The sequence below is a fragment of the Streptomyces sp. WZ-12 genome (assembly GCF_028898845.1).
GTDB lineage: Bacteria > Actinomycetota > Actinomycetes > Streptomycetales > Streptomycetaceae > Streptomyces.
Genome location: NZ_CP118574.1, coordinates 2628541 through 2654396, shown reverse-complemented (window position 1 = coordinate 2654396; position 25856 = coordinate 2628541). Strand labels below are relative to the sequence as shown.

General features: G+C 73.1%; 21 protein-coding genes. 14 read left to right on the top strand and 7 right to left on the bottom strand.

Annotated features, from left to right (window positions below):
* Positions 1-27 precede the first annotated feature (27 nt).
* The 4 genes from PV796_RS11060 (at position 28) to PV796_RS11045 (ending at position 4550) form a co-directional block, all read left to right on the top strand.
* Positions 28-1464, top strand: a complete 1437-nt coding sequence (locus tag PV796_RS11060; RefSeq protein ID WP_274912785.1) for a biotin transporter BioY — start codon at positions 28-30, stop codon at positions 1462-1464.
* The gene (locus PV796_RS11055) at positions 1461-1817 is read left to right on the top strand and encodes a nucleotide pyrophosphohydrolase (protein ID WP_274912784.1); all 357 of its coding nucleotides are present in this window, start codon (positions 1461-1463) and stop codon (positions 1815-1817) included. The genes PV796_RS11060 and PV796_RS11055 overlap by 4 nt, the downstream gene beginning before the upstream one ends.
* Before the next feature lie 468 nt (positions 1818-2285).
* Positions 2286-2741: a DUF6099 family protein gene (locus PV796_RS11050; protein WP_274918967.1), complete on the top strand. Its 456-nt coding sequence runs from the start codon at positions 2286-2288 to the stop codon at positions 2739-2741.
* 885 nt (positions 2742-3626) lie between these two features.
* A complete protein-coding gene (locus tag PV796_RS11045; RefSeq protein WP_274912783.1) occupies positions 3627-4550 on the top strand; it encodes an LLM class F420-dependent oxidoreductase in 924 nt (307 codons plus the stop codon).
* A 45-nt stretch (positions 4551-4595) separates the two neighbouring features.
* On the opposite strand, the gene PV796_RS11040 is transcribed toward PV796_RS11045, so the two are convergent.
* Positions 4596-5096, bottom strand: a complete 501-nt coding sequence (locus tag PV796_RS11040) for a hypothetical protein (RefSeq protein WP_274912782.1) — start codon at positions 5094-5096, stop codon at positions 4596-4598.
* A 414-nt stretch (positions 5097-5510) separates the two neighbouring features.
* The gene (locus PV796_RS11035; protein WP_274912781.1) at positions 5511-5693 is read right to left on the bottom strand and encodes a hypothetical protein; all 183 of its coding nucleotides are present in this window, start codon (positions 5691-5693) and stop codon (positions 5511-5513) included.
* 208 nt (positions 5694-5901) lie between these two features.
* Between PV796_RS11035 and PV796_RS11030 the strand changes: the two genes are divergently transcribed.
* The 5 genes from PV796_RS11030 to PV796_RS11010 all read left to right on the top strand — a co-directional run bounded on the left by PV796_RS11030 (position 5902) and on the right by PV796_RS11010 (position 13696).
* Positions 5902-7131 carry an arginine deiminase gene (locus PV796_RS11030; RefSeq protein WP_274912780.1) on the top strand — a complete coding sequence of 410 codons (1230 nt, stop codon included), beginning with the start codon at positions 5902-5904 and terminating at the stop codon, positions 7129-7131.
* Positions 7132-7371: 240 nt separating this feature from the next.
* Positions 7372-8376, top strand: coding sequence for an ornithine carbamoyltransferase (argF, locus tag PV796_RS11025; RefSeq protein WP_274912779.1), 1005 nt, complete (start codon positions 7372-7374; stop codon positions 8374-8376).
* Between the two features lie 184 nt (positions 8377-8560).
* The gene (locus tag PV796_RS11020; RefSeq protein WP_274912778.1) at positions 8561-10153 is read left to right on the top strand and encodes an amino acid permease; all 1593 of its coding nucleotides are present in this window, start codon (positions 8561-8563) and stop codon (positions 10151-10153) included.
* A 304-nt stretch (positions 10154-10457) separates the two neighbouring features.
* On the top strand, positions 10458-11285 hold the full coding sequence (locus PV796_RS11015; protein ID WP_274912777.1) for an enoyl-CoA hydratase family protein: 828 nt from the start codon (positions 10458-10460) through the stop codon (positions 11283-11285).
* Positions 11282-13696 carry an oxidoreductase gene (locus tag PV796_RS11010; protein WP_274912776.1) on the top strand — a complete coding sequence of 805 codons (2415 nt, stop codon included), beginning with the start codon at positions 11282-11284 and terminating at the stop codon, positions 13694-13696. The genes PV796_RS11015 and PV796_RS11010 overlap by 4 nt, the downstream gene beginning before the upstream one ends.
* Before the next feature lie 62 nt (positions 13697-13758).
* On the opposite strand, the gene PV796_RS11005 is transcribed toward PV796_RS11010, so the two are convergent.
* Entirely contained in the window at positions 13759-14376 is a 618-nt protein-coding gene (locus PV796_RS11005) for a ScbR family autoregulator-binding transcription factor (protein ID WP_274912775.1), read from the bottom strand.
* A 194-nt stretch (positions 14377-14570) separates the two neighbouring features.
* Between PV796_RS11005 and PV796_RS11000 the strand changes: the two genes are divergently transcribed.
* Positions 14571-15602 (top strand): MDR family NADP-dependent oxidoreductase, encoded by a 1032-nt coding sequence (locus tag PV796_RS11000; RefSeq protein WP_274912774.1) that lies wholly within the window; start codon positions 14571-14573, stop codon positions 15600-15602.
* A 48-nt stretch (positions 15603-15650) separates the two neighbouring features.
* On the opposite strand, the gene PV796_RS10995 is transcribed toward PV796_RS11000, so the two are convergent.
* Positions 15651-16304: a TetR/AcrR family transcriptional regulator gene (locus PV796_RS10995; protein ID WP_274912773.1), complete on the bottom strand. Its 654-nt coding sequence runs from the start codon at positions 16302-16304 to the stop codon at positions 15651-15653.
* A 454-nt stretch (positions 16305-16758) separates the two neighbouring features.
* Here PV796_RS10995 and PV796_RS10990 point away from each other — a divergent pair, with 454 nt between their 5' ends.
* A complete protein-coding gene (locus tag PV796_RS10990) occupies positions 16759-17562 on the top strand; it encodes an HAD family hydrolase (protein WP_274912772.1) in 804 nt (267 codons plus the stop codon).
* Between the two features lie 129 nt (positions 17563-17691).
* Here PV796_RS10990 and PV796_RS10985 read toward each other — a convergent pair whose 3' ends face one another.
* On the bottom strand, positions 17692-18564 hold the full coding sequence (locus PV796_RS10985) for a PaaX family transcriptional regulator (protein ID WP_274912771.1): 873 nt from the start codon (positions 18562-18564) through the stop codon (positions 17692-17694).
* Positions 18565-18573: 9 nt separating this feature from the next.
* The gene (locus PV796_RS10980; protein WP_274912770.1) at positions 18574-20196 is read right to left on the bottom strand and encodes an AMP-binding protein; all 1623 of its coding nucleotides are present in this window, start codon (positions 20194-20196) and stop codon (positions 18574-18576) included.
* Positions 20197-20363: 167 nt separating this feature from the next.
* Here PV796_RS10980 and PV796_RS10975 point away from each other — a divergent pair, with 167 nt between their 5' ends.
* The 3 genes from PV796_RS10975 to PV796_RS10965 all read left to right on the top strand — a co-directional run bounded on the left by PV796_RS10975 (position 20364) and on the right by PV796_RS10965 (position 23820).
* A complete protein-coding gene (locus PV796_RS10975) occupies positions 20364-21524 on the top strand; it encodes an acyl-CoA dehydrogenase family protein (RefSeq protein ID WP_274912769.1) in 1161 nt (386 codons plus the stop codon).
* A 147-nt stretch (positions 21525-21671) separates the two neighbouring features.
* Entirely contained in the window at positions 21672-22079 is a 408-nt protein-coding gene (locus PV796_RS10970; RefSeq protein WP_274912768.1) for a hypothetical protein, read from the top strand.
* A 4-nt stretch (positions 22080-22083) separates the two neighbouring features.
* Positions 22084-23820 carry a caspase, EACC1-associated type gene (locus tag PV796_RS10965; RefSeq protein WP_274912767.1) on the top strand — a complete coding sequence of 579 codons (1737 nt, stop codon included), beginning with the start codon at positions 22084-22086 and terminating at the stop codon, positions 23818-23820.
* 31 nt (positions 23821-23851) lie between these two features.
* Here PV796_RS10965 and PV796_RS10960 read toward each other — a convergent pair whose 3' ends face one another.
* A complete protein-coding gene (locus tag PV796_RS10960) occupies positions 23852-25588 on the bottom strand; it encodes a SulP family inorganic anion transporter (RefSeq protein ID WP_274912766.1) in 1737 nt (578 codons plus the stop codon).
* Positions 25589-25856: the final 268 nt, after the last annotated feature.

Genomic DNA, 25856 nt, shown 5'->3' with positions numbered 1-25856 from the left:
GAGCGGGGGACTGCGTAGCGTCCCCGCATGGATACCGACAGTGTGCGTCCGGCGGTCACCGAATTACGGTTGTCCGCCTTCAAGGCTCATCGTGGCGTTTCCCTCCCGTTCGGGCCGCTGACGCTGCTCAGTGGGGACAGTGGAAGCGGCAAGTCCAGTGTGTTGCAGGCGTACGAGCTCCTCGCTCGGCTCGGCAGCGGAGACCCGCTGGAACGGGCCGTCGGGGTGGTCGCGGGTGGGGCCTCGGCCTGTGTGCCCGCCGGCGCGCGCCCCGATGATCAGGGTCGGCGCGGCTTCCGCCTCGGCTGTACGGTCGACGGCCCGGTCGGCGCCGTTCGGCTCGATCTCGCCGTACAGGCCGAACCCGAACTCCGCATCGTCGGCGAGCGGTTGACGGGCTGCGGTGAGACACTGCTCACCACCGCCCTCACCGATCCCAACCGCCCCGCCGTCCAGGCTGCCTGGCACACCGCCGGTGCCACCCCGGTTACCCGGGCACCCTTGCCCGACGACCGGTTGGCCACCTCCCTCCTCCCGTTGCGGGTCGCGGGCAAGACGGAAGGGCAGCGGCTCGTCCTGGCCGCCGCGGAACAAGTCGTGGTGGCGCTCCGTTCGGCCTTCGTCTGCGATCCGCGGCCGGAGGCGATGAGGGATCGCGCGGAACGCGTCGCCGCGGACGACGGTCGCGCGGCGGGCGATGCGTCGGGTGGGGGAGGCGCGAGGCGTAGTGCCGGGGCGCGCGGTGGTGGCCGGGGTGGCAGTCCGGGGCGCTCGGGTAAGAGTGGAGGGGTCGGTGGTCCCGGTGGGCCGTCGGCGGCGCGCGGGCGGAAGGGGGTCAGGAGCGGCGCGGAGGCCAGTGGTTGGGGGCACGACGAGGAGCGGGACGAGGGGCGGTTGCGGTCGTCGTGCGAGAACCTCTCCGCCGTACTGGAGCGCACGAGTCGCGAATGCGCCCGGCGGCACGCCGTGTTGGTCGCGGCCGTGCGGGACGCCTGTTCCGGGCCGGTTGACGGGGTGCGGGCGGTGCCGCGGCAGCCGGATGCGGCGACGGCGGCGGACGCCGCGACCACAGGGGGAACGGGCGACGGGGCGGCGCCGGATGGTCAGGGGCCCTCAGGCCCGCCGGCCCTACGGACCGTCCTCGATCGTGGCGCGCTGGGGGAGATGCCCGTCGAGCAGCTCGGCGACGGCGAGCTCCGGTTCCTCGCGCTGGCGTTGGTGCTGCTGACCGGCCCCGGGGTGCTCGCTATGGATCCGGCCGGGGAGATCCCGTCGGCGCTGCAGCAGATGACGGTGATGGCGGACGGCATGGACCGCTGCATGGATCGTCGGCAGGCTCGGGAACTGGTGTCGTTGGCCGTGCGGATGGCCGACCGTGGGCATGTCCGGCTGCTGGGGACGGTGCGGGACCCGTCGGTCGCCGACGGGCTGCCCGGTGTGCAGGTGCTACACCTAGGGGTATGAGTGAGGATCTTCATGCGCTGCAACGACGCCTGGCCGACTTCGCGGCCGCCCGGGACTGGCAGCAGTACCACACCCCCAAGAACCTGGCCGCGGCGTTGAGTGTCGAGGCCGCGGAACTGGTCGAGATCTTCCAGTGGTTGACGCCGGAGGAGTCGGCGAAGGTGATGTCCGACCCCAAGGCGGCCGGACGGGTCGAGGACGAGGTCGCGGACGTGTTGGCGTATCTGCTCCAGTTCTGCCAGGCGCTGGGGATCGATCCGCTCACCGCGCTCGCCGCGAAGATCGAACGGAATGAGACGCGGTTCCCGGCGGTGCGGCAGGCGCCGCCGGACCGGCCGCGGGACGGCGAGTAGCCGCCGGGCGGCGCGAATCGGGCGGCTTGCGAGGGGTCGGGGCCGGCGGGGCGGGGCGAAAGCCTCCGCCCCGCCGGCCTTTGCGCGCCGCCCGGGCGTCGGGCGCGGCGCACACCGCCGTGCGGTGCGGCGCCGCCGCGGCCGGCGACACGAGCCGCGTGCCGCATGTCGGCGGCAGGAGTTTCTGGCGAGACAACAGGGCGTTGTGTGGTGCACGTTGTCTCATGCAAGTTGAGGGATGTGCGGGGGTGTAGTGGCACATGAGGGAGCTCCGCGGGCCGGAACCGTCAGTGCGACCGTTCTAAAACTGCCTCTCGTCACTCTATGGAGTTATAGATCTTTCCACAGCGTCTTGGTTGTCCACAGATTTGCGAATTCCCCTAGCGTTTTTGGCTGTTGACCCTCACGCTGGGTAGTGGAAGGGAAGTGGGGTGAACGCGCATGACGAAGAAGGAGGGAGGGACGCAGATGGACGCGGTGCGAATCATCGCGGTCAGTCGACGCGGTCTGGCGCAGGCGAGCACGGTGCACGACGTGGTCGTCGAGGCGTGGCAGGCACAAGCCTTGGCGGAAGCGATAGGTAGCCACCTTGCGATATTCGGGCCGTACGAAGTGCGGTCCAGAGCCCGAGGGTTGGGCGACGCGGGCGGGCGGTTCAGCGGGGGACTGCTGTGCTCGACGGCGACCGCCGGAGGGCTGCGGGCGGCCCAGCTCACCGAGATACGCGACGTCAAGACGGCTTTAATCAGCCTGTGCCAACTGCTCCGAGAGGTGTGCGAGGCATTGGTCGGGGTGGTGATCTCGGCCGAGGAGGAGGGGATGTACTGGACCTGCGTGGAGGCCATGGACACGGCAGACGAATCGAGGGACCACGCCGCCGGAATACTAGAGAAGCTGGAGGTACGCGACCGGCACCTTGCCTGACGGAGGGCGGGCCGTCTCTCAAGCTGCCTGCCCTGTAACTACCGGAACAGTCGGCACCATAAGAACAGTCAGCGCCATCAGCACCATCGGAAGGGCCGGAACGACCAGAGCGGCCAGAGTCGCCATGACGGTCGGTGCGGTCGGAGCCGCCGTGACAGTCGGCACGGCCAGTGGTCTGGAGCCGTTGCCGGCCTGGGGAGGCGCAGCACGCCTGTTGGCCACTTCGACCGGCGTGCCGGGACAGGGGCGGTCGACCTGTGCCGCTGCCCCATCGTGCCCGGAGTCGGCGCTCCCGCGCGTCATCTCCCCACCTTCTACTCTTTCTACTCCTTCTGCTCTTCCTCCCGCTTCCTGCTCTCTCGCCGCTGCTCCTGCCTCTCCTTCGCTGATTGCGAACCGTGGGCATGTTGCTGCTAATGGCGCTGTGACCGTCTTGGCCGGGCACGGACTCTTGGGGCAGCCCCACATCGCGCCAACTGACAGCCATATTGGGCGACTTGGGTATCTCGATCAGGCGTCGTGAGTCAGGGGAGCCGAGGTCGATTCCACCCAACCCCGATCCCTCAGTCGCTACTCACCTCACCCGCTTCGATCGGTCTGTCCACCCCAACACCTCAGCCACCACGCTCGTCGCGTCGATCACACCTATCCATGTCTTCGCACCGCGCACATCACACACGCCACGCACACCACGCACGCACGCGTCACGCACGCACACGTCACGCGTCACACATGCCACGCATGCCGCGCAGCGGAGATGCCGCGCGGCGCGGAAATGCCACGCATCGGAAACCGCACGCATGGGAGCCAGATCAGAAACAAGACACCTGGTTTATCGGCAGTGCCCGGAGGTTGGTTTGCTGGGCACCGGTGCAGGATGGAGGTATGGACCTACGGATCTTCACCGAGCCCCAGCAGGGGGCTTCTTACGACACCCTTCTGAAGGCCGCCAAGGCCACCGAGGACCTCGGGTTCGACGCCTTCTTCCGCTCCGATCACTATCTGCGGATGGGAACGGTCGACGGGTTGCCCGGCCCGACGGACGCCTGGATCACGCTGGCCGGTCTGGCCCGCGAGACCAAGCGGATCCGACTCGGCACGCTCGTGACGGCCGGTACCTTCCGGCTTCCGGGCGTGCTGGCCATCCAGGTCGCGCAGGTCGACCAGATGTCCGGCGGGCGGGTGGAACTCGGCCTGGGCGCAGGGTGGTTCGAGGAGGAGCACAAGGCGTACGGCATCCCGTTCCCCAAGGAGAGGTTCGCGCGGCTGGAGGAACAACTCGCCATCGTCACCGGCCTGTGGGCCACCGAGGTAGGAAAGGAGTTCTCATACGACGGCACGTACTACCAGTTGGAGAAGTCGCCCGCACTGCCCAAGCCTGCCCAGGGCAAGGTGCCGGTGCTGATCGGTGGGCACGGCGCGACGCGCACCCCGCGGTTGGCGGCGCAGTACGCCGATGAGTTCAACATTCCCTTCGCCTCGCTCGAAGACACGGAGCGCCAGTTCGGACGGGTGCGGGCGGCCGCCGAGGCCGCCGGGCGCAAGGCGGACGACCTGGTGTACTCCAACGCCCTGATCGCCTGCGTCGGTAAGAACGACGCCGAGGTGGCGAGGCGGGCCGCGGTCATCGGGCGCGACGTCGAGGAGCTGAAGGCCAACGGCGTGGCGGGCTCGCCCGCGGAAGTCGTGGACAGGCTTGGCCAGTTCGGCGCCATCGGCTCGTCCCGGGTCTACCTCCAGATCCTGGATCTGGATGACCTGGACCACCTGGAGTTGATCTCCGAGCAGGTCCAGTCGCAGCTTCGCTGACGTCGCATAGTCGTGCTGGTGTCTCGCAGCTCAGCTCAGCTCAGCTCAGCTCAGCTCCGCTGATGCCTCCTGGGTGCGTTGAGGTGTGTAGATGAGCTGACGTCTGCTCCAGGGCCGGGCCGGGCCGCGTCGGGCCGCGTCGGGATCGGGGCCGGTTGCGGGCTCCGGTCGCGGGGTGGTGCAGGGCGCGGCCGCCGGGGTGGGTCCCGACCTCTCTCGCTTGCGCTGCCCGCCTTCCCGGCGCGCGCGGGCGACCGCGGTCGGCGTCTGCGCGGCGGTCAGTGCAGCGGTCAGTGCGGTGGCGGCGAGCGCAGGGCCGGTGATCGGCGGGCTGCTCGCCGCCGCCGACTGGCGGTTGATCTTCCTGATCAACGTCCCGGTGGTGCTGCTCGCGGTGAGCTCGGGCGTCCGGCTGCTGCCCCGTTCGGCGCGCGGTCCGCGGCAGGCGCTCGACCTGCCGGGGACGGTGCTGGTGCTGGTGTGCGTCGGTGCGCTGGTGACCGCGTTCGTCGAGGCCCCCGAGTGGGGTTGTGCCGCCCCGGGCACGCTCGCGGTCCTCGCCGCCGGCGTGTTGGCGGGGGCGTTGGGCGTGCGCCCTGTGCGACGCCGCGAACCCCGTGGTGTACCCGGCGTTGTTCCGCTCCCCCCGGGGCCGCCGCGGCCACCGTGGGGCTGCTCGGCTACTTCGTCGCCTACGGGGCGATGGTGCTCGCCGCGAGCCTGTTGTTCACCGATGTCTGGCACTACCCGGTGCGGACGGCGGGTGTGGCGATGGCGCCCTGGCCGCTGACGGTGCTGGTGGTCTCCGTGGCCTCCGTGGTCTCCGGCCGGATCATCGCCGCGATCGGCGATCGCGATCGCGGTCGGCGGTCGGGGGACGGTGGTGGTCGGCGCGCTGTGCTTCGTGGCGGCCGCGCTGTGGTGGATCGTCCTGGCCGGCGACGGGAGTGGGGGAACGCACTACGCGGGGCGGTTCCTGCCCGGGTTGATCTTCGCGGGGTTGGGCAGCGGCCTGTACCAGCCGGTGATGTTCGCCGCCGTGGGGGCGCTGCCCAGTAGCCAACTCTCCCTCGGTTCCGGCGTCTTGATGGTTTCCCGGCGGGCCGGCACCGCGCTCGGCGTGGCCGTACTGGTCGCCGTCATGGGCGGTCAGCCCCCCGGCGTTCGGGGCGCTGCGCGTCGGTTGGATCATCGCGGCGGTGGCCCCGGCGCTCGCGGTGGCGGCGGCCCTGCGCCTGGGGTGGGGGAGGGGTGGGGGAAGCGCGGTGACAGGGCGTCACCCGCGCCCGACACCCCGTCCGAGATCCCCGGACCCGCGACGCGACGCCCCCCGAGCGGACAAGATGGGGAGATGGGATTCCATGTCGACTCGGAGGCCGGGCGGCTGCGCCGCGTGATCCTGCACCGCCCGGACCTCGAACTGAAGCGGCTCACCCCCTCCAACAAGGACGCCTTGCTCTTCGACGACGTGCTCTGGGTGCGGCGGGCCCGGGCCGAGCACGACGGGTTCGCGGACGTGCTCCGCGACCGGGGCGTCGAGGTGCACCTCTTCGGGGATCTGCTGGCCGAGAGCCTTCAGATCCCCGAGGCGCGGACGCTGGTCCTGGACCGGGTCTTCGACGAGAAGGAGTACGGGCCGCTGGCGACCGATCACCTGCGGGCGGCGTTCGACGCGTTGCCGGTGCCGGAACTCGTCGAGGCGTTGGTCGGCGGGATGACCAAGCGCGAGTTCCTGGAGCGGCATCCGGAGCCGACCTCGGTCCGTTTCCACGTGATGGACCTGGACGACTTCCTGCTGGGGCCGCTGCCCAACCACCTGTTCACCCGCGATACCTCCGCCTGGATCTACGACGGAGTCTCCATCAACTCGATGCGCTGGCCGGCCCGGCAGCGCGAGACCGTGCACTACGAGGCCATCTACCGCTTCCACCCGCTCTTCCGCGAGGAGTCGTTCCACGTCTGGTCGGAGGGGCAGGCCGACTACCCCTCGACGATCGAGGGCGGCGACCTCCTGGTGCTGGGCAACGGCGCGGTGCTGATCGGGATGAGCGAGCGGACCACCCCGCAGGCGGTGGAGCTGCTGGCCCGCGGGCTGTTCGCGGCGGGTTCCGCGCGGACGATCGTGGCGCTGGACATGCCCAAGAGGCGCGCGTTCATGCACCTGGACACCGTGATGACCATGATCGACGGGGACACCTTCACCCAGTACGAGGGTCTGGGGATGCTCCGCTCGTACACCATCGAGCCGGGCGCGGGCGCGCAGGACCTGAAGGTCACCGACCATCCGCCGGAGCACATGCACCGCGCCATAGCGGCCTCCCTGGGGCTCGCCGAGATCCGGGTGCTCACCGCGACCCAGGACGTGCACTCGGCCGAGCGCGAGCAGTGGGACGACGGCTGCAACGTGCTCGCCGTGGAGCCGGGCGTGGTGGTGGCCTACGAGCGGAACGTCACCACCAACACCTTCCTGCGGAAGCGCGGGATCGAGGTGATCACGATCCCCGGCAGCGAACTGGGTCGGGGGCGCGGCGGGCCGCGCTGCATGAGCTGCCCGGTGGCGAGGGACGCGGTGCCGGACTGAGGCGGCGGTGACGGGCGGTTCGCTGGCGGCGGTCGACCCGCTGGCGGGGGCCGTCCACCGCGGCTGGCAGTCTGGGGAGTCGGGGACGCGATCCCGTGACGCCGGGGTCGGACGTGCCGGCCACCTGGGTGCCCGGATACCCAGGCACCCGTATAAGGATGCGAGTCTTCGTATAGACTTCCATGGGCCGTGTGCCCCGATGCCCCCTGTCCCCGACCGCCGCGAACCAGGAGCCCACCCATGGCGATAGACCTCAAGGGCCGCCACTTCCTCAAGGAACTGGACTTCAGCGCCGAGGAGTTCCGTCGACTGATCGAGCTGGCCGCCGAGTTGAAAGCGGCCAAGCGCGCCGGTACCGAGGTCCGCCGCATGGAGGGCCGCAACATCGCCCTGATCTTCGAGAAGACCTCGACCCGGACCCGCTGTTCCTTCGAGGTCGCGGCCGCGGATCAGGGCGCCTCGACCACCTACCTCGACCCGTCCGGCTCGCAGCTCGGGCACAAGGAGTCGGTCAAGGACACCGCCCGCGTCCTCGGCCGGATGTTTGACGCCATCGAGTTCCGCGGCAGCCGCCAGGCCGACGTCGAGGAGCTCGCGGCGCACGCCGGGGTGCCCGTCTACAACGGGCTCACCGACGACTGGCACCCGACCCAGATGCTCGCCGACGTGCTGACCATGGTCGAGCACGGCGGCGGCCGCCCCCTGGAGGAGACCGCCTTCGCCTACCTCGGGGACGCCCGCAGCAACATGGGCAACTCCTACCTCGTCACCGGCGCCCTCCTCGGCATGGACGTACGGATCGTCGCCCCGAAGCAGTTGTGGCCGGGGGAGGGCGTGATCGCGCGGGCGCGGGCGCTCGCGGAGACCAGCGGGGCCCGGATCACGCTCACCGAGGAGGTCGCCGAGGGTGTGCGGGGCGCCGACTTCGTCGCCACCGACGTCTGGGTGTCCATAGGGGAGCCCAAGGAGGTCTGGGACGAGCGGATCGCGCTGCTCGCCCCGTACGCGGTGACGATGGACGTGCTGCGCGCCACCGGCCGGCCCGACGTGAAGTTCCTGCACTGCCTGCCCGCCTTCCACGACCTCGGCACCACGGTCAGCCGGGAGATCCACGCCCGCCACGGGCTGACCTCGCTGGAGGTCACCGACGAGGTCTTCGAGTCCGCGCACTCGGTCGTCTTCGACGAGGCGGAGAACCGGATGCACACCATCAAGGCCGTGATGGTGGCGACGCTGGGGCGGTAGGGCGCGGCCCGCCCGTGCGGTCGGCGGACCGGGTCGTGCATAGCCATGCGGGGTCATGAGCGATCATGCGGCCTCGGGTTACCATCGAGCCGCAAACGGGGTCCGGACCCACCGGTCCGGGCCCCGCACCGCGCCCGGCCCACCCGTGCCGCGCGCCACGCACCACCAGAGAGAGAACCACCCCATGCTCCGCCCAGGCACGTCCGGATTGCGCATCAAGTCGCCCGATCTCCTCCTCGCCGAATCCGGAGCGGACCTCCACGGCCATGGCCTGCGCCGCAGCATGGGCCTGTTCCAACTCCTCTGCTTCGGCGTCGGCGCCATCGTCGGCACCGGCATCTTCGTCGGCCTGTCCGACACCGTCGCCCAGGCCGGCCCCGCGGTCATCGTCTCCTTCGTGCTGGCGGCCGTCACCTGCGTCTTCACCGCCTTCGCCTTCGCCGAACTCGGCGGTGCGATCCCGGTCTCCGGCAGCTCGTACTCCTACGCCTACGCCACCCTCGGCGAGCGGACCGCCTTCCTCGTCGGCTGGTGCCTGCTGCTCGAATACGGCGTCTCGGTCTCCGCGGTCGCCGTCGGCTGGGGCCAGTACCTCAACCAACTGCTCGGCAGCCTCACTGGGTGGCAACTGCCCGCCGCGCTCGCCAACCCGCCCGGCGACGGCGGCATCGTCAACCTCCCCGCCGTCGTCGTGGTGCTGCTGGCCGCGGTGCTGTTGGTGCGCGGCGTCCGGGAGAGCGCCCGGGCGACCGCGGCGATGGCGGTGCTCAAGCTGGCCGTGCTGGCGCTGTTCTGCGTGATCGGCTTCGGCGCGTTCCACAGCGGGAACCTCTCCCCGTTCGCCCCGGAGGGGCTGGCGGGGATCACCTCCGGCGCCTCCGTCGCGTTCTTCTCGTACATCGGCTTCGACGCGATCACCACCGCCGGCGAGGAGGTGCGCGATCCGCGCCGCAACATCCCGCTCGCGATCATGATCTGCATCGGCGTGGTCACCGCCCTGTACTGCCTGGTCGCCCTCGCCGCGATCGGTGCGCTCTCCGCGGGGGAGGTGGCGGGCCGCCCGGCCGCGCTGTCGCTGATCGTCGACCGGGTCACCCTTCCCCAAGCTCTCGGCTCCGCTCAAGCAGGGGAGACCCCATTCGGCGTCGGCGGCGCGGTGATCGCCTTCGGCGCGGTCGTCGCCATCGCCTCCGTGGTCCTCGCCGTGATGTACGGGCAGACCCGCATCCTGATGGCGATGTCCCGGGACGGCCTGGTCCCGCGGGTCTTCGCCCGGGTCTCGCCCCGGACCGCCACGCCCGTCGCCAACACCTGGATCGTCGCGGTGGTCTTCGCCCTTCCTGCCGCCGTCGTCCCGCTGGACGTGGTGATGAACCTGACCACCATCGGCACGCTCGCGGTCATGGCGGCGGTCAACGTCAGCCTGCTGGTGCTCCGCCGCACCCGGCCCGACCTGCCGCGCCGTTTCCGCGTTCCGCTCTTCCCGCTCAGCCCGCTGCTCGGCATCGCCTTCTGCGGCTACCTCATCTACGGCACCGGCCCGGCCACTTGGCTGCAGTTCGCCGGCTTCCTCGCCCTCGGCGCGCTGGTCTACGCGCTGTACGGGCGCCGGCACTCGCGCCTCGCGAGGGGCGGGGCCGACGGGCCCGTCCCGGACGGCGCGGGGGACTTCCCGGGGCCGCGGGCGAGCGGCGAGGGGGCGCCAGGGGGCGGCGCGGCGGACTCCGGTTACGTGGGCTCCGGCAGTGGGGACCGCCCGGACCGTGGCGGCAACTGACCGTTCCGCGCCACGCGTCGGCCTGATCGGCCCCGACGCCGGCCCCGACTTCGGCCCCGACCCCCGGCAGCAACGCCTGGGGCCGGGGCCGAGGTCGTATCCGCGCCCCGACCCGGTCCCACCCGGAACTCCCCACCCCCGCACCCCACTTCCCCGCCCCGTCACCGCGGCACGCATATCGCGGACTCATGACGACGGTCACAAAGCAGTGATAGTTTCGAGGGGCATTTCGCGCGTTCCGCACCGCCACCGCATCCGCGACCACCACGCACCAGCCAACCGGCTGAAGGGGGCAGGCAGACCGATGAGCCCGTTCGCAGGATCCGCCCGCAGCACCGGCGCATGGCAGCACATCAGGGTCAGCGGGGAGGACGGCGTCGTGACCGTCACCCTCGCCCGCCCCGAGAAGCTCAACGCGCTGACCTTCGAGGCGTACGCCGACCTCCGCGACCTGCTCGCCGAACTCTCCCGGGAGCGCTCCGTGCGCGCCCTGGTCCTGGCCGGCGAGGGGCGCGGCTTCTGCTCCGGCGGGGACGTCGAGGAGATCATCGGCGTCACCCTCGGCATGGACACCGCCCAACTCCTGGACTTCAACCGGATGACCGGGCAGGTCGTCCGGGCGATCCGGGAGTGCCCGTTCCCGGTGGTCGCGGCCGTGCACGGGGTGGCCGCCGGCGCCGGCGCGGTACTCGCCCTGGCCGCCGACTTCCGGGTCGCCGACCCCTCCGCCCGCTTCGCGTTCCTCTTCACCCGGGTCGGCCTCTCCGGCGGCGACATGGGCGCGGCCTATCTGCTGCCGCGCGTCGTCGGCCTCGGGCACGCCACCCGGGTGCTGATGCTCGGCGACCCGGTGCGGGCCCCCGAGGCCGAACGGATCGGCCTGATCAGTGAGTTGACCGAGGAGGGCCGGGCCGACGAGCGGGCCGCGGCGCTGGCCCGACGGCTCGCCGACGGCCCCGCGCTCGCCCACGCCCAGACCAAGGCGCTGCTCACCGCCGAGCTGGACATGCCGCTGGCCGCCGCCGTCGAACTGGACGCCAACACCCAGGCGTTGCTGATGAACAGCGCCGACTACGCCGAGTTCCACGCCGCGTTCACCGCGAAGCGGTCGCCCCAGTGGCAGGGGAAGTGACCGCGCCCGCGGGGACGGCCGGGCGCCCGCTGAAGGTCGCCGTGCTCGGCGGCGGCCCCGGCGGGCTCTACGCCGCGGCCCTGCTCAAGCGCCTCGATCCGGACCGCGAGATCACCGTCTGGGAGCGCAACGCCCCCGACCACACCTTCGGCTTCGGCGTCGTCCTCTCCGACGAGACCCTCGGCGGCATCGAGCACGCCGACCCGGTCATCTACCGCGCGCTCCAAGCCGAGTTCGTGCGCTGGGACGACATCGCCATCGTGCACCGCGGCCGGACCCTCACCTCCGGCGGCCACGGCTTCGCCGCGCTCGGCCGCCGCCGGCTGCTGGCGGTCCTGCACGAGCGCTGCCGGTCGCTGGGCGTCCGACTGGTCTTCCGCACCGAGGCCCCGCCGGCCGCCGAACTCGCCCGCGACCACGACCTGGTGATCGCCGCCGACGGCGTGCACAGCACCACCCGCACCGCGCACGACGAGGTCTTCCGCCCGCAACTGACCGCCCACCGGTGCCGCTACATCTGGCTCTCGGCCGACTTCGCCCTGGACTCCTTCCGCTTCGAGATCGCCGACACCGGCCACGGCATCGCCCAGCTCCACGCCTATCCGTACGCCCGCCCGTCGCCCGGCCACCACCCCTCACCGACGCCTCCTTGGACTCCGTCCAGGGGCTCGCGGCCCCCTCTCCCGAAGCCGGACCGTCCCGGCGACCCCGACGCCCCCGACGAGGGCGCCAGCACCGTCATCGTCGAGATGCGCGAGGAGGTCTGGCGCGCCAACGGGCTGGACGCCCTCGACGAGCGCGCCTCGGCCGCCTGGTGCGCCGAACTCTTCGCCGCCACCCTGCGCGGCCGCCCGCTGCGCACCAACAACTCCGCCTGGATCGCCTTCCGCACGGTCGTCAACGAGCGCTGGTCGCACGGCCGGATCGTGCTGCTCGGCGACGCCGCGCACACCGCCCACTTCTCCATCGGCTCCGGCACCAAGCTGGCCGTCGAGGACGCCCTCGCGCTCGCCGCGTGCCTGCGGGAACGGCCCACCCTCCCGGAGGCCCTGGCCGCCTACGAGGCCGAGCGCCGCCCCGTCGTGGCCTCAACCCAGCGCGCCGCGCGCGCCAGCCTCGCCTGGTTCGAGGAGCTGGCCACCTACGCCGACCAGCCGCCGCACCAGTTCGCCTTCAACCTGCTGACCCGCAGCCGCCGGGTCACCCACGACAACCTGCGGCTGCGGGACGCCGAGTTCACCGACGCGGTGGCCGCCGAGGCCGGCGTCCCCGACGGGACGCCGCCGATGTTCACCCCCTTCCGGCTGCGCGGGCTGACCCTGCGCAACCGGGTCGTGGTCTCGCCGATGGACATGTACGCCGCGGACGGGGCGGGTACCCCCGGGGACTTCCACCTCGTCCACCTCGGCGCCCGCGCGCTGGGCGGGGCCGGGCTGGTGATGACGGAGATGGTGTGCGTCAGCCCCGAGGGGCGGATCACACCGGCCTGCACGGGGCTGTACGCGCCGGAGCACGAGCGGGCCTGGCGGCGGGTCACCGACTTCGTGCACGGCCAGGCCCCCGGCACCGCCCTCGGCGTCCAGCTCGGCCACGCCGGCCGCAAGGGCTCGACCCGGCGGATGTGGGAGGGCATCGACCAGCCGCTGCCGGACGGCAACTGGCCGGTCGTCGCCGCCTCCCCGCTGCCCTACCGCCCGGGCGTCAACCAGATCCCGCACGCCCTGACCGCATCGGAACTCGTCGCCGTGCGCGACCAGTTCGTCGGCTCCGCCGCCCGCGCCGCCCGCGCCGGCTTCGACCTGCTCGAACTGCACTGCGCGCACGGCTATCTGCTCTCCGGCTTCCTCTCCCCGCTGACCAACCAGCGCACCGACGCCTACGGCGGCTGTCTGGAAGGCCGGCTCCGCTTCCCCCTCGAAGTCTTCGACGCGGTCCGCGAACGGTGGCCGGACGACCGGCCGATGACGGTCCGGATCTCCGCCACCGACTGGGCGGAGGGCGGCACCACCCCCGAGGACGCCGTCGCCATCGCGGCCGCCTTCGCCGAGCACGGTGCCGACGCCATCGACGTCTCCACCGGACAGGTGGTGTCGCACGAGCGCCCCGACTTCGGCCGCTCCTACCAGACGCCGTTCGCCGACCGGATCCGCAACACCCTCGGCATCCCCGTCATCGCGGTCGGCGCCATCTCCTCCTGGGACGACGTCAACTCCCTGATCCTGGCCGGCAGAACCGACCTGTGCGCGCTGGCCCGCCCCCACCTCTACGACCCGCACTGGACCCTGCACGCCGCCGCCGAACAGGGCTACGCCGGCCCCGGCGCCCCCTGGCCACCGTCCTACCAGGCGGGCAGCCGCACCCCGCCCACCGGCCGTACCGATGCGCCGAAGCCCCGCCTCACGCTGCACTGACGGGGAGGCCGGACGCAGCGGGGCGGGGCGGTACAAGGGGCGGGGCTCGGTGTGGGGAGGGGTCAGACGGTGACGTGTGCGGAGCGGCCGTGCGGATCGAGGTGGCTCAGTGCGCCGGGCGACGCCAGGCCCGGCAGGGTGTGCTTCCAGAGGGTCGTGACCCGCTCGGGAAGATCGGCGCGGTTGGTCGCGGCGCGCGAGAAGAGCTGCACGCCCATGTAGGAGGCGACGAAGAACTCCGCGGCCCGGTCCGGGGCGACCGCCGGCAGTAATTCGCCGTTGTCCCGGGCCTCGGTGAACATCGTGGCCATGATGTCGATCCACGCCTGGTAGGGGACCAGTGGCTCGTCGCTGAAGGTCGTCTCGACCGCGATCCGGGTGCCGGCCTGGATCATCGGATCGCTCCGCAGGGCCAGTGCCACCTGGTGCGTGAAGTCGATGGCGTCCTGGAGGCGGGATTCGCTCACCGGCGGTACGAACGGGTCGGTTTGTTCCCGGATGACCGCGCGCGCCAACGCGTCCTTGGACCGGAAATGGAAGTAAACGGCGCCCTTGGTGACCCCGGCGCGCTGGATGATCTCTGCCATCGTCGCGGCCTCGTAGCCGCGGGTGCCGATGACATGGGCCGCGGCTTCGAGGACGGCGCGCCGGGTGCGCACTGCGCGTTCCTGCTTGACCACCGATCATCCTCCGTATGCTCTCTTGGAGTTGTTGTGCCTGGGTGCGACCCGTTGCCGTGGCCGCGCAGTCTATTTCCGCATCATAAAGAAGCCAACCGTGCGGTATTCATTGACCGCACGCCGGTTTGCGGCCGGAATTCGCGCTCCGGCCGCGCGGTGCCTGTGGTACCGCCGAACGTGCAAGGAGTAGATCGATGAACCTGACCGACGCACCCGGACTCCCCTCCGTCCACCGGGAGGTACGGCTCGCCCGCCGGGTCGGCGACGAAGAATTGACGGGGCGTCATTTCACCGTCGCCGAGGTTCCGCTGCCCAGTCCTGGCCCCGGTCAGGTGCTGGTGCGCACCCGCTTCATGGTGGTCACCGCGGCGATGCGGACCCGGATGACCGCGGCCCGTTTGCCGATGCCGTCCTTCGAGCCGGGGCAGCCGCTGTCGGGTGCCGCCGTCGGCGAAGTGGTGGCCGCGCCCGGCGGTGCCTTCGCGCCCGGCGATCTCGTCCACCATCCCCATGGTTGGCGTGAGTTCGCCGTCGTTGACGCGGCGCGGGTGCGCCTCCTCGACCCGACCGCGCTGCCGTCCCCGCTGGCGCACCTCTCCCAGGGTGACACCGCCTGGGGGGCGCTTACCCGGGCCGCCGAGGTGCGGCCGGGGGACACCGTGTTCGTCACCGGCGCCGCCGGCGGCGTGGGCAGTCTGGCCGGCCAGCTCGCCCGCCGGCTGGGTGCGGCCCGGGTGATCGGCAGCACCGGTTCGGAGGCCAAGGCGGCCCGGCTGCGGGCGGAGTTGGGGTACGACGCCACGGTCGTGCGCGGCGCCGGGCCGATCGAGGAGCAGCTCCGCCGGGCCGCGCCCGACGGGATCGACGTCCTGCTGGACACCGTGGGCGGCGAGCAACTGCGTGCGGCGCTTGCCGTGGCCCGCCCGGAGGCCCGCTTCGCCCTGGTCGGCCTGTTGTCCAGCCAGTTGGGCGGGGACGGCGGGGCGACCGGTCCGGTCGAGTTGGACGCGGGGCTGATCATCACGCGTCGGGTGGCGCTGCGCGGCTTCGGCCGGTACGCCCATCCCGACCTGGCGGAGGAGTGGACGGCGGAGTTCGGCCGGGGGCTGCGGGACGGTTCGTTGGTCTTCCCGCACGCGCTGCTGAAGGGGATCGAACAGGCGCCGAGGGCGCTGTGTGAGCTCACCCAGGGACGTCATGTCGGGGCGGTCATCGTGGAGTTGTGAGTCGGGCACGGGGGCGAGGGCGCGGATGGTCGGGTCGCCGTGGCGCGGTCAGCCGGCCGCGACCTGGGCCGGCGCCGGGAGCTCGGCGGCCCCGACCCGCTCCGCCGTGACCGGCAGCAGGCCCCACAGCCCGGTCACCGCCTCCGCGTCCCACCACGTCCGATCGCCGCCGCCCAGGTGCAGCAGGCCCACCACGACCGAGGTCAACAGCTGGGCGGTGCGGCGCGGTTCGGCGTCCTCGGGGTCCGGGCCGGTGAGCCCGGGCCCCGTGCCGACCGGGTCGCCGGTGCCGCAGGTCACCGCCTTGTCGAGGAAGAGCGCGTACCAGCGCTGCTCCAGGGCGTGCAGGTCCAGGCCCGGCGCGGTCTCCGGGCGCAGCCGCAATCCCGCGCGCAGCACCGGGTCCGACTGCACCCGGCCGAACAGCGTGACCGCGAAGTCCCGGACGGCGACGGTCAACGGCTGAGAGGAGCGCAGGAAGCCCTCCTCGATCTCGTTGAGGGTGGCCAGCGCGGTGTCCCGGACCGCGAGGGTCAGGTCGTCCTTGGACGTGAAGTGGAAGTAGAGGGCTCCCTTGCTGAGTCGGGCCCGCCGACTGATCTCGACCATGCCCGCGGCGGGCACTCCCTTCTCCAGGAACGTCTCGGCGGCCGAGCGGATCAGCGCCTGGCGGCTTTGGATGGCTCGATGCTGCGTGGGCACGGTGTCCGTCCCGTCTCTCGTACGACTGCAACCTGCGTGCAGTCTACAGAGAAAACCAACCATGCGGTTCGCTATGGTGAGGACAAATGGCCGGTTCTGCCGCGGTCTGTCGGAAAGTCAACGGCCCTTGCGGGGCCCGGAACCCGGCGGATGCGCGGCTCCCAGGGCCGATTTCAGTGTCTCCTGCCCGGTGAGGCTTGTCGACCCGTCAGGGAGGGGCTAAGGCGCATTGACAAACAGCGCAGGCGGTTTTTAAATCTCCGAAGGCGGTAAACGGGACGATCCCTTCCGATGCCGCCGCTTCGACGGTCGCGTGCCGCCTTTGGACAGTGGTGCGCCACGGCGAGACCGCCTCTGCCGCCACAGTCGTCGAGGTGCGGGGTCGGCCCGACCAGCCGGACCCGCACACGTCACCGAGCCCCCGCACCCATCGGAACCCGGAAAGGTCCCCTCCATGCGCGTATCAATGGAAGTCGGCGAACGTCCTGTGAGAGGCGCGCGGAGCGCCAGCGGCGGAGAGACGCTCAGGGCCGCCGTCTTCGATCTGGACGGCACCCTCGCCAACACCCTGCCCGCGATCAGCAAGCTGCTGGTCAAGGTGGCGGCGGAACAGGGCTGTTCGGTGACCGCGCGGCAGGCGGCCGCGGCCATCGGCAAGCCCCCGGCCGCCGCGTTCGGACGGCTGCTCGGCCGCCCCGAGGACGACGGCCGGGTGCAGGCCGCCATCTCCCGCTACCGGGAGCTGTTCTCCTACGAGGTCCTGTGCCAGGGGCCGCAGTTGCTCTACCCGGGAGTGACGGCCGGACTGTCCGCGCTGCGCGCCCACGGCGTCGAACTGGCCGTCGCCACCTCCAAGACCACCCGCAGCGCCGAGGCCCTGCTCGACGTGATGGGCATCCGCGACCTGGTCGGCCCGGTCATCGGGCAGGACATGGTCCGACGCGGCAAGCCGCACCCGGAGATGGTGCTGCGCGCGGCCGGTCGGCTGGGGGTCCCGGCCTGGCAGAGCGCGTATGTCGGGGACACCGTGGGGGACATGAGGATGGCGGTGACCGCGCGCATGGAGCCGGTCGCGGTCACCTACGGCAGCGGCACCTTCGGTGAACTCGCCGCGGTCGCCGGGACCCGGATGTGCAGTTCGTTCAAGGACGTGGTCTCGGTGATCGCCGCCGCCCGGCCGCGCCCGTCGGCCGCCGGCCCGGTCCGGCAGCGCCCGGCCGCCGCCGTCCCCGTAGGGGCGCACCAGCGGCGACGCTGACACCGGGGGTTACGGGCCACGCCCGCGGTCCAGGGGGAACACCGGACCGCGGGCGGGAGGCGACGGAGCGGGGCGTACGAGGACGCGGGACACCTCCCGCCGTCGACCACGGTCGACGGCGGGAGGGGCTCAACCGGCGTTCTGGGTGCGGTGCGTCCCGGCCGTCGCCTCCCGCACGTATGCGGCGGCCGCCGCCCGCAGGGTGTCGTGCAGTTGGTGGAACACCTCCGCCGCGCGGCCGCCCGGCCAGTCCTCCGGCAGGAGGGGAGAGGACAGGCCGGGGTCCGCATAGGGGAGGTGCCGCCAGGCGTCCAGGGCGAGCAGATGGTCGCGGTAGGCGGCCTCGGGGGGAAGCGAGCGGCGCCGGCTCCAACGGGCCAGCACCGGTTCCTGCTCGGCCAGGAACGCGCGGTGCCGGGCCGCGAGGGCGTCCAGGTCCCACCAGCGCGCCACGGCCTGCGCGGTGGGCGTGAAACCGGCGTGGGTGCCGGTGAACAGGTCCACGTAGGCGGCCAGTTGCAGCCGCTCCAGGGTGTGCCGGGTCTCCTCGTAGAGGTGCGCGGGGGCGATCCACACACCGGGCGCCGCGGTGCCGAAGCCCAGCCGGGTCAGTCGCGAGCGCAGCAGATGGCGCTTGTGCCGCTCCTCCTCGGGGACGGAGAAGACGGCCAACACCCAGCCCTCCGGCGGTGGTCCGGCGGGCCGGCCGAATATCCGGCGGTCGCCGTCCGCGAGCAGTTGTCGGCCCGCGTCGGAGAGCCCGTACGAGGCCGCGCCCGCGGCGGTGCGCTCGGGGACCAGCAGTCCGCGGCGCTTGAGCCGGGAGACTGCCGAGCGCACCGACGGCGGATCCACGCCGAGCACCCCGAGGAGCCTGATCAGCACGGCCACCGGCACCGGCCCGGGCTCGCCGCCGGCGTCCTCGGGGCCGCCCCGGCCGTAGGCGCCGTAGAACGTGACGATCAGGGACCGCGGGGTGTGCTGGGCAGGCTCGTCGCTCACCTGATCACTCTAGGACCTGCCCGGTGGGCCATGGCCGGCCCCGCGGAGCCGGAAGCGCTGGAGCTTGCCGGTGGGGGTGCGCGGCAGCGCGGTGTGGAAGACCACCTCGCGCGGGCACTTGTAGGGCGCGATCCGGGACTTGACGAACTCCCGCAGCGCGGCGACGGTCTCCTCCCCGGGCGGGACGCCGTCCCGCAGCACGACATGGGCGACGACCACCTCCCCGCGGTGCTCGTCGGGACGCCCGACCACCGCCGCCTCGGTCACGTCCGGGTGCCGCAGCAGGGCGTCCTCCACCTCGGGCCCGGCGATGTTGTACCCGGCGGAGATGATCATGTCGTCCGCGCGGGCCACATAGCGGAAGTAGCCTTCCCCGTCCCGGACATAGGTGTCGCCGGTGAGGTTCCAACCGTCGCGGACGTAGGAGGTCTGCCGGGGGTCGGCGAGGTAGCGGCAGCCGGTCGGGCCGCGGACCGCGAGCAGTCCCGGTTCGCCGTCCGGCACCGGCGCGCCGTCCGGGCCCACCACCCGCGCCTCGAACCCGGGCACCGGCAGCCCCGTCGTCCCCGGCCGGATCGCGTCGTCGGCGGCGGACAGGAAGATGTGCAACAGCTCGGTCGCGCCGATCCCGTTGATGATCCGCAGGCCGGTCGCCTCGTGCCAGGAACGCCAGGTCGCGGCGGGCAGGTTCTCGCCGGCCGAGACGCAGCGGCGCAGCGAGGACAGGTCGTGCGCGGTCAACTCGGGCAGCATGGCCCGGTAGGCGGTCGGCGCGGTGAACAGCACCGAGATCCGGTGCGCGGCGATGTCGCCCAACAGCCGCCGGGGACCGCCCCACTCGGCCAGGTACGCCGAGGCCCCGGCCCGCAACGGGAAGACCACCAGCCCACCCAGCCCGAAGGTGAAGCCGAGCGGGGGGCTGCCGGCGAACACGTCGTCCGGGCGCGGCCGCAGCACCTGCGCGGAGAAGGTGTCGGCGATGGCCAGCACATCGCGGTGGAAGTGCAGACAGCCCTTGGGGCGGCCGGTGGTGCCGGAGGTGAAGGCGATCAGGGCGACGTCGTCACAGGCGGTCGGCACCGCCTCGTACGGGGCGCCGCCGGGGCGCGCGCACCGCGTCAGGTCGTCCGGCCGGTCCCCGCCGAACGTGGCGATGCGCAGGCCCGGGACGTTCGCCCGGACCAGATCGCCGGCCGCGCGCGCGTCGCACAGCGCGTGCCCGACGTGGGCGAGGGCGCAGATCGTGGCGAGTTCGTCGGGGCGGTGCGCGGCCAGCACCGTCACCGCCACCGCGCCGGCCTTCATCACCGCGAGCCAACAGGCCGCCAACCAGGGCGTGGTGGGGCCGCGCAGCAGCACCCGATTGCCCGGCACCACGCCCAACTGGTCGGTGAGCGCATGGGCGAGGGCGTCCACCCGGGCCCGCAACTCCCCGTAGGACCAGGCCCTTCCGTCGGCGGCCAGGACCGCGGGGCGGTCCGCGCCCAGCCGCGCGATGGTGCCGTCGAGGAGCTCCGCGCCACAGTTCAGCCGGTCGGGATAGCCCAGGTCGGTGAGGTGCGGCCACTGCTCGGGCGGTGGCAGCCGGTCGCGGGTGAAGGTGTCGGTGTGGGCCGAGGACCGGAGCTCCATGCGGGGTGCGCCCCCTAGGTGGCCGCCGCGCGGCCGGTCGTTAAGGGAAGGGACTGCCGAACGGATCCCCGTCAGCGTAACGTCTTCGTGACGGCAGTCAACAGACCGCGATAACCGGCCGCCGGGCCGTCGCCGCGACCGGTACCGCTGACCAGGGGAGCCGCCTCGTGACCGCATTCGCACTGGGACCGGAGCAGGAGGAATGGTGCGCTCGACTGCGCGCCGACACGGCCGGACGGCTGCGTCCCCTGGCGGAGCGGGGGGAGTTGGGCCGGGTCAACCGGCCGTTGGTCGCCGCCCTCGGTGAACTGGGCCTGCTGCGCCGCCTCTTCCCCGACGGCGGCAGCCCGCGGGCCCTGGACCTCTGCCTGTTGCGGGAGTCCCTGGCGCAGGAGTGCACGGAGGCGGAGACCGCCCTGGCGCTCCAGGGGCTGGGGGCCTGCCCGATCGTCCAGTCCGGGACCGCGGAGCAACGGGACCGCTGGCTGCCGGAGGTGGCTGCCGGGCGGGCCGTCGCCGCCTTCGCGCTGAGCGAGCCCGGCGCGGGTTCGGACGCCGCGGCGCTCGCCCTGGCCGCCGCGCCCGACGGACCCGGCCGCTGGCGGCTGTCCGGCGAGAAGTGCTGGATCTCCAACGCCCCGGAGGCCGACTTCGCCACTGTCTTCGCCCGCACCGGCGCCGACGGTCCCCGCGGCATCACCGCCTTCCTCGTCCCCGCCGACCGCCCGGGCCTGGGCGGTCAGCGGTTGGACATGCTCAGCCCGCACCCCATCGGCACCCTGGTCTTCGACGGCACCCCGGTGACCGCCGCGGACGTGCTCGGCGAGGTGGACGGCGGGTTCGGGGTGGCGATGCGCACCCTGAACCTCTTCCGGCCGAGCGTCGGTGCGTTCGCGGTCGGCATGGCGCAGGCCGCGCTGGACGCCGCGGTGGCGCACGCCGGCACCCGCACCGCGTTCGGCGGGCCGCTCAAGGACCTCCAGTCCGTCGGCCACCAACTCGCCGAGATGGCCACCCGGGTGGAGTCCGCCCGGCTGCTGGTGTACGCGGCCGCGGCCGCCTACGACCGCGGCGCCCCGGACATCGCCCGCCGCGCGGCGATGGCCAAGCTGCTCGCCACCGAGACCGCGCAGTACGTCGTCGACGCGGCCGTCCAGATCCACGGGGCCCGCGCCCTGCGCCGCGGCCACCTCCTGGAGCACCTCTACCGCGAGGTCCGCGCCCCGCGCATCTACGAGGGCGCCACCGAGGTCCAACGTTCCCTCATCGCCAAGGAGCTGTACCGCACCGCGGCCCGCCCACCGGCCGGCGCCGCGCCACGGGACTGAACGGGGGCCGCACGAGAGGCCGTTGCTCCCTGGTACCCGGCTCGCCGCCGGCCGTGCGTACGGGGTCGCGGCGCCCGCTCCCTCCCGGACCCGGGCGCCGCGCCCGCCGCATACACTGTCTGCTCCGATTCGTGAACAGGGGGCGGGATGAACACCGGTGTCAGCAGGCTGACCCTCGGTCTGACGGGCGCGTCGGACACCGATCCGGAGGAGCTTTCGGCGCTCACCGAGCAACTGCGCCGCGCGCTGCTCGAACTCGACGTGGCGGACGTGCGGTTGGCCCGCGGCGCCGGCCCGGCGCCGGCGGGTGCCAAGCCCGCCGAGGCGCTCGCGGTCGGCGCCCTCGTCGTCACCGCCGCCCCGGTGCTCGTCCGCCAGGTGCTGCATCTGGTCGACACCTGGCTGCGCAACCGCCCGGTCCGTACGGTCACGGTGGAACTCGACGGCGGGAAGATCGAGTTGACCAACGCCTCCCGCGAGGACCAGGGGCGGCTGATCGACGCGTTCGTGCGGGCGCGGGTCGAGCGGGCCGGAAACCCGCAGCCCGAGGAGTGAGCCGGTGCCCGGTTCGCCCGCCGGTCGCCGGGACGCCCTGCTGATCGCCACCGGCCAGTACGACAACCCGGAGCTGCGGCCGCTGCGCTCGCCGCGCCAGGACTGCGAGGGCCTGGCCGCCGTCCTCGGCGACCCCGCCATCGGCGACTTCCGCGTCCAACAGCACGTGGACGCCACGTCGTACGAGGTCAAGCGCGCCCTGGAGCGGTTCTTCCGACAGCGCGGCCGGGAGGACCTGCTGCTGCTCCACCTGTCCTGCCACGGCATCAAGGACGACGAGGGCCATCTGCACTTCGCGGCCCGGGACACCGACAAGGACCTGCCGGCGTCCACCGCGGTGCCGGCCGCCTTCCTGCACGACCAGATGGCCCGCTGCCGGGCCCGCACCATCGTCGTGCTGCTGGACTGCTGCTACAGCGGCGCGTTCTTCCCCGGCACCAAGGGCGACGACCATGTGCACGTGAAGGAGGAGCTGGCCGGCCACGGCCGGGCCGTCCTCACCGCGACCAGCCGGACCGAGTACGCCTGGGAGGGCGACCAGCTCCAGGCCACCGCGCCGCAGCCGTCCCGCTTCACCGGCGCCCTGATCGAGGGCCTGCGCACCGGTGCCGCGGACGCCGACCGGGACGGCCGCATCACCGTCAACGAGCTCTACGACTACGCGTACGAGCATCTGCACCGCAGCGGGGCGCGACAACGACCGCAGATGTGGATGGAGTTGGAGGGGCGGGTGATGCTGGCCCGGGCGGCCCGGGCGGCCCGGGCGGCCGGGGCGCCGACGGGGGTGTCAGCGGGGTCGGTTGACGGGGCGTCGGGCGAGGCGGGGCCCGCGGCGGGGCAGCCCGGTGGGTGGCCGACGCCGGAGCCGGTCGGGTCGTGGCCCGAGGACCGGCCGGCGGAGGAGGCGGCGTCCGCAGACGCCGGCGCGGCCGCCCCGCGGCCGGAAACGCCCGCCGAACAGGGGCTGTTCGCCCGCCTCAAGGACGCCTGGAACGGTGTCGAGCCGGAGCCCTCTCTGGCGCGCAGGCCGCTCGCCCGGCGCGGCGAGGACGCGCTGGTCAGCGTGGAACTGCCGCTGGTCGAGACGGCCCTCGGCACGGTCGCGGAACTCGCCTTCGACAGCGCCGCGCTCTGTGCGGGCTGCGCGGGCCGCGGTGCCGCCGCCGACGCACCCGTGCACGTCTGCCGCCTCTGCGCCGGCGCCGGCACCCACGGCCGGGTGCGCGAGGGGGAGTCGACCGCCCCGTGTCCCCACTGCGACGGCAGCGGGGTGCGCATCCCGTCACCGTGCCCCGACTGTGCGGGCGAGGGGCGGGTGCGGGTCCGGCGCACCCTCAGCGTGCGGGTGCCCGCGGGCGTCGACCACGGCACCCGCATCCAACTCGCCGGCGAGGGCGAGGTCGGACCGGGCGGCGGCCCGCGGGCCGACCTGTACGTCAACGTGGTGGAGCTGCCGCACCCGGAGCTGCAGCGGCACGGCGACGACCTGCACCAGACCCGGAGCATTCCGCGCTCCCTGGCGCGCGCGGGCGGCACCGTCGAGGTGGTCACGCTCGACGGCGTGCGGTCGGTCCGGGTCCCCGCGGGGCTGCGCCCGGGGCAGACGCTGCGGCTGGCCGGGTACGGCGTCCGGCATCTGCGCGGCGGTGGTTCGGGAGACCTGCTGATCCACGTCGAGTTGGCCAGGGACGACGCGCGGGCCGAGGCCGAGGACGGTGCGGGGGCGGCCGCGGCCCGTTGAGGCGGTCGCCCCGGGCCGCGGCCCCGCCCGGTCAGTTCCGCGGGTGCGGCAGCGGCTCCTCCGGCGGGGTGGCGGGGAGGGGGCGGTTCCGCTGGTGGGCGTGTGCGACGGCCTCGTCGACGGTCTCGAACAGGGCGCCCGGCGCGGGCAGTTTGGCCAGTACGCCGAGGGCGTCGAGGTGGAGCCGGTGGGTGTCGCGGACCCCGGAGAGATGGATCACGGCACCGCGCCGGACATGGTGGTCGATGACCTCGGCCAGGGTGAGCATCGCCGTGCTGTCGAGGCCGGTCACCCGCTCCAGGTCGAGCACCACCACCCGGGCCCGCGACGCGAGCACCGTCCGCAGGACCCGGTCGGCGGTGGTGAACAGCAGCGGGCCGGTGAAGCGGTGGACCGAGATCTGCTCATCCGGCGGGCCCGGCAGGGCCGTTGGGACCGGCAGGTCCGGCGCGCCCGGTGCCTGCGGCGACGGCGGTCGCCCGGCGAGCGGCGGGGCGCCCTGCACGGGGACCCACGCGGGAATCCACACATGCTCGACGCGCGCCGTCGCGGCCACCGTGCGCAGCGCCAGCACCATGGCCAGCACGATCCCGGTCACCACCGCGGTGACCAGGTTGACGGCCAGGGTGAGCGCCCCGGTGAGCGCGGCGATCGCGGCCTGGCCCCGGCCGACCCGGCCCAGCGCGCGCAGCGCGGCGAGGTCGATCATCCGCAGCGCGGTGGCGATCAGTACCCCCGCCAACGCCGCCAACGGCACCGTGGACACCAGCGGCGCCGCGCTCCACACCACCAGGGCGAGCGCGGCCGCATTGGTCAGCGCGGCCAGTTGGGACGCGGCACCGGACCGCACGTTGATGGCGGTGCGGCACATGGTGCCGGTGGCCGCCACCCCGCCGAAGAACGGCACCACCAGGTTGGCGATGCCCTGCCCGAACAACACCCGCTGGCCGTCGTGCCGTTCGGCGCCGCTCAGCGCGTCCGCCGCGGCGGCGGTCATCAGCGACTCCAGGGCGACCAGCGCCGCGAGCGTCACGGCGGCGGGCAGCAGCGCGGGCACCTCGGACGGCAGCAGGAAGCCGCCGGACGGCGCGGGCAGCCCGGTCGGGAGGTGTCCGATCCGGGCCAGCGGCAGGTGCGCGACCCCGGCGACGACGGTGGCCGCGGCGATGGCCAGCAGCGGGAAGGGCGCGGCCGGCCGCAGCCGCGCCCCGACCAGGCTGACGGCCGCGGTCGCCAGGGCGGTGAGCAGGGCCGGCCAGTGCGGTTCGGCGACGAAACCGGCCGCCGCCCGCGCCGCGGCGGCCGCGACCGCCTCCCCGTGCGGCACCGTCCTCCCCAGCGCCGGCGGGATCTGCTGCGCGACGATCACCACGGCGGCGCCGAGCACGAAGCCCTTCACGACCGGGGCCGGAACCCAGCGCGCGTACCGGCTGGCGCGCGTCAACGCCAGGCCGAGCAGCACGACTCCGGCCAACAGCCCGGTGGTGAGCACCCCCGCCGCCCCGTGCGCCTGCGCGATCGGCGCGAGCACCACGGCGACCACCCCGCTCGGCCCGGTGATCTGCAACCGGGCGCCGCCCAGCACCGCCACCAGCCCGCCGGCGAGCACGGCGGTGACCAGCCCCGCGCGGGCACCCAACCCGGTCGCCACGCCGAACCCGATGGAGAGCGGCAGCGCGGCCACCGCCACCGTCAGCCCGGCGAACAGGTCCTTGCGCGGCGCCCGGCGCACCGCCGCGAGATCGGCCCGCCCCGGTAGCAACCGCACGAGCCGACGCCCCCGACTTCCCCGGGCGCCGCTGAAACCTCTACAACCCCGACCCTGCACGGCCTTTCCGCCCTTCTGCCGGAAGGCCCTTCTGGGTGCGCGCACCGGACCTCCCACCGGAATTCCCGCGCGGCGCGGGGGCGTTCCGACGGGGAATGCAGAACTGCGGCACACCCGAAGGGAAAAGTGGCGCGAAGGAATTCATCCGGTACGGTGACGATTCCGTCCGCGGCTACTCGACGGCCCGCAACCCCTTGTCCGCGGGCAT

Bases quoted from the DNA above. Each gene is read 5' to 3' on its own strand.
- PV796_RS11060 (WP_274912785.1), top strand. From the start codon at position 28: ATGGATACCGACAGTGTGCGTCCGGCGGTCACCGAATTACGGTTGTCC.
- PV796_RS11055 (WP_274912784.1), top strand. From the start codon at position 1,461: ATGAGTGAGGATCTTCATGCGCTGCAACGACGCCTGGCCGACTTCGCG.
- PV796_RS11050 (WP_274918967.1), top strand. From the start codon at position 2,286: ATGGACGCGGTGCGAATCATCGCGGTCAGTCGACGCGGTCTGGCGCAG.
- PV796_RS11045 (WP_274912783.1), top strand. From the start codon at position 3,627: ATGGACCTACGGATCTTCACCGAGCCCCAGCAGGGGGCTTCTTACGAC.
- PV796_RS11035 (WP_274912781.1), bottom strand. From the start codon at position 5,693: ATGACGGCGACCAGTACGGCCACGCCGAGCGCGGTGCCGGCCCGCCGG.
- PV796_RS11030 (WP_274912780.1), top strand. From the start codon at position 5,902: ATGGGATTCCATGTCGACTCGGAGGCCGGGCGGCTGCGCCGCGTGATC.
- argF (WP_274912779.1), top strand. From the start codon at position 7,372: ATGGCGATAGACCTCAAGGGCCGCCACTTCCTCAAGGAACTGGACTTC.
- PV796_RS11020 (WP_274912778.1), top strand. From the start codon at position 8,561: ATGCTCCGCCCAGGCACGTCCGGATTGCGCATCAAGTCGCCCGATCTC.
- PV796_RS11015 (WP_274912777.1), top strand. From the start codon at position 10,458: ATGAGCCCGTTCGCAGGATCCGCCCGCAGCACCGGCGCATGGCAGCAC.
- PV796_RS11000 (WP_274912774.1), top strand. From the start codon at position 14,571: ATGAACCTGACCGACGCACCCGGACTCCCCTCCGTCCACCGGGAGGTA.
- PV796_RS10990 (WP_274912772.1), top strand. From the start codon at position 16,759: ATGCGCGTATCAATGGAAGTCGGCGAACGTCCTGTGAGAGGCGCGCGG.
- PV796_RS10980 (WP_274912770.1), bottom strand. From the start codon at position 20,196: ATGGAGCTCCGGTCCTCGGCCCACACCGACACCTTCACCCGCGACCGG.
- PV796_RS10970 (WP_274912768.1), top strand. From the start codon at position 21,672: ATGAACACCGGTGTCAGCAGGCTGACCCTCGGTCTGACGGGCGCGTCG.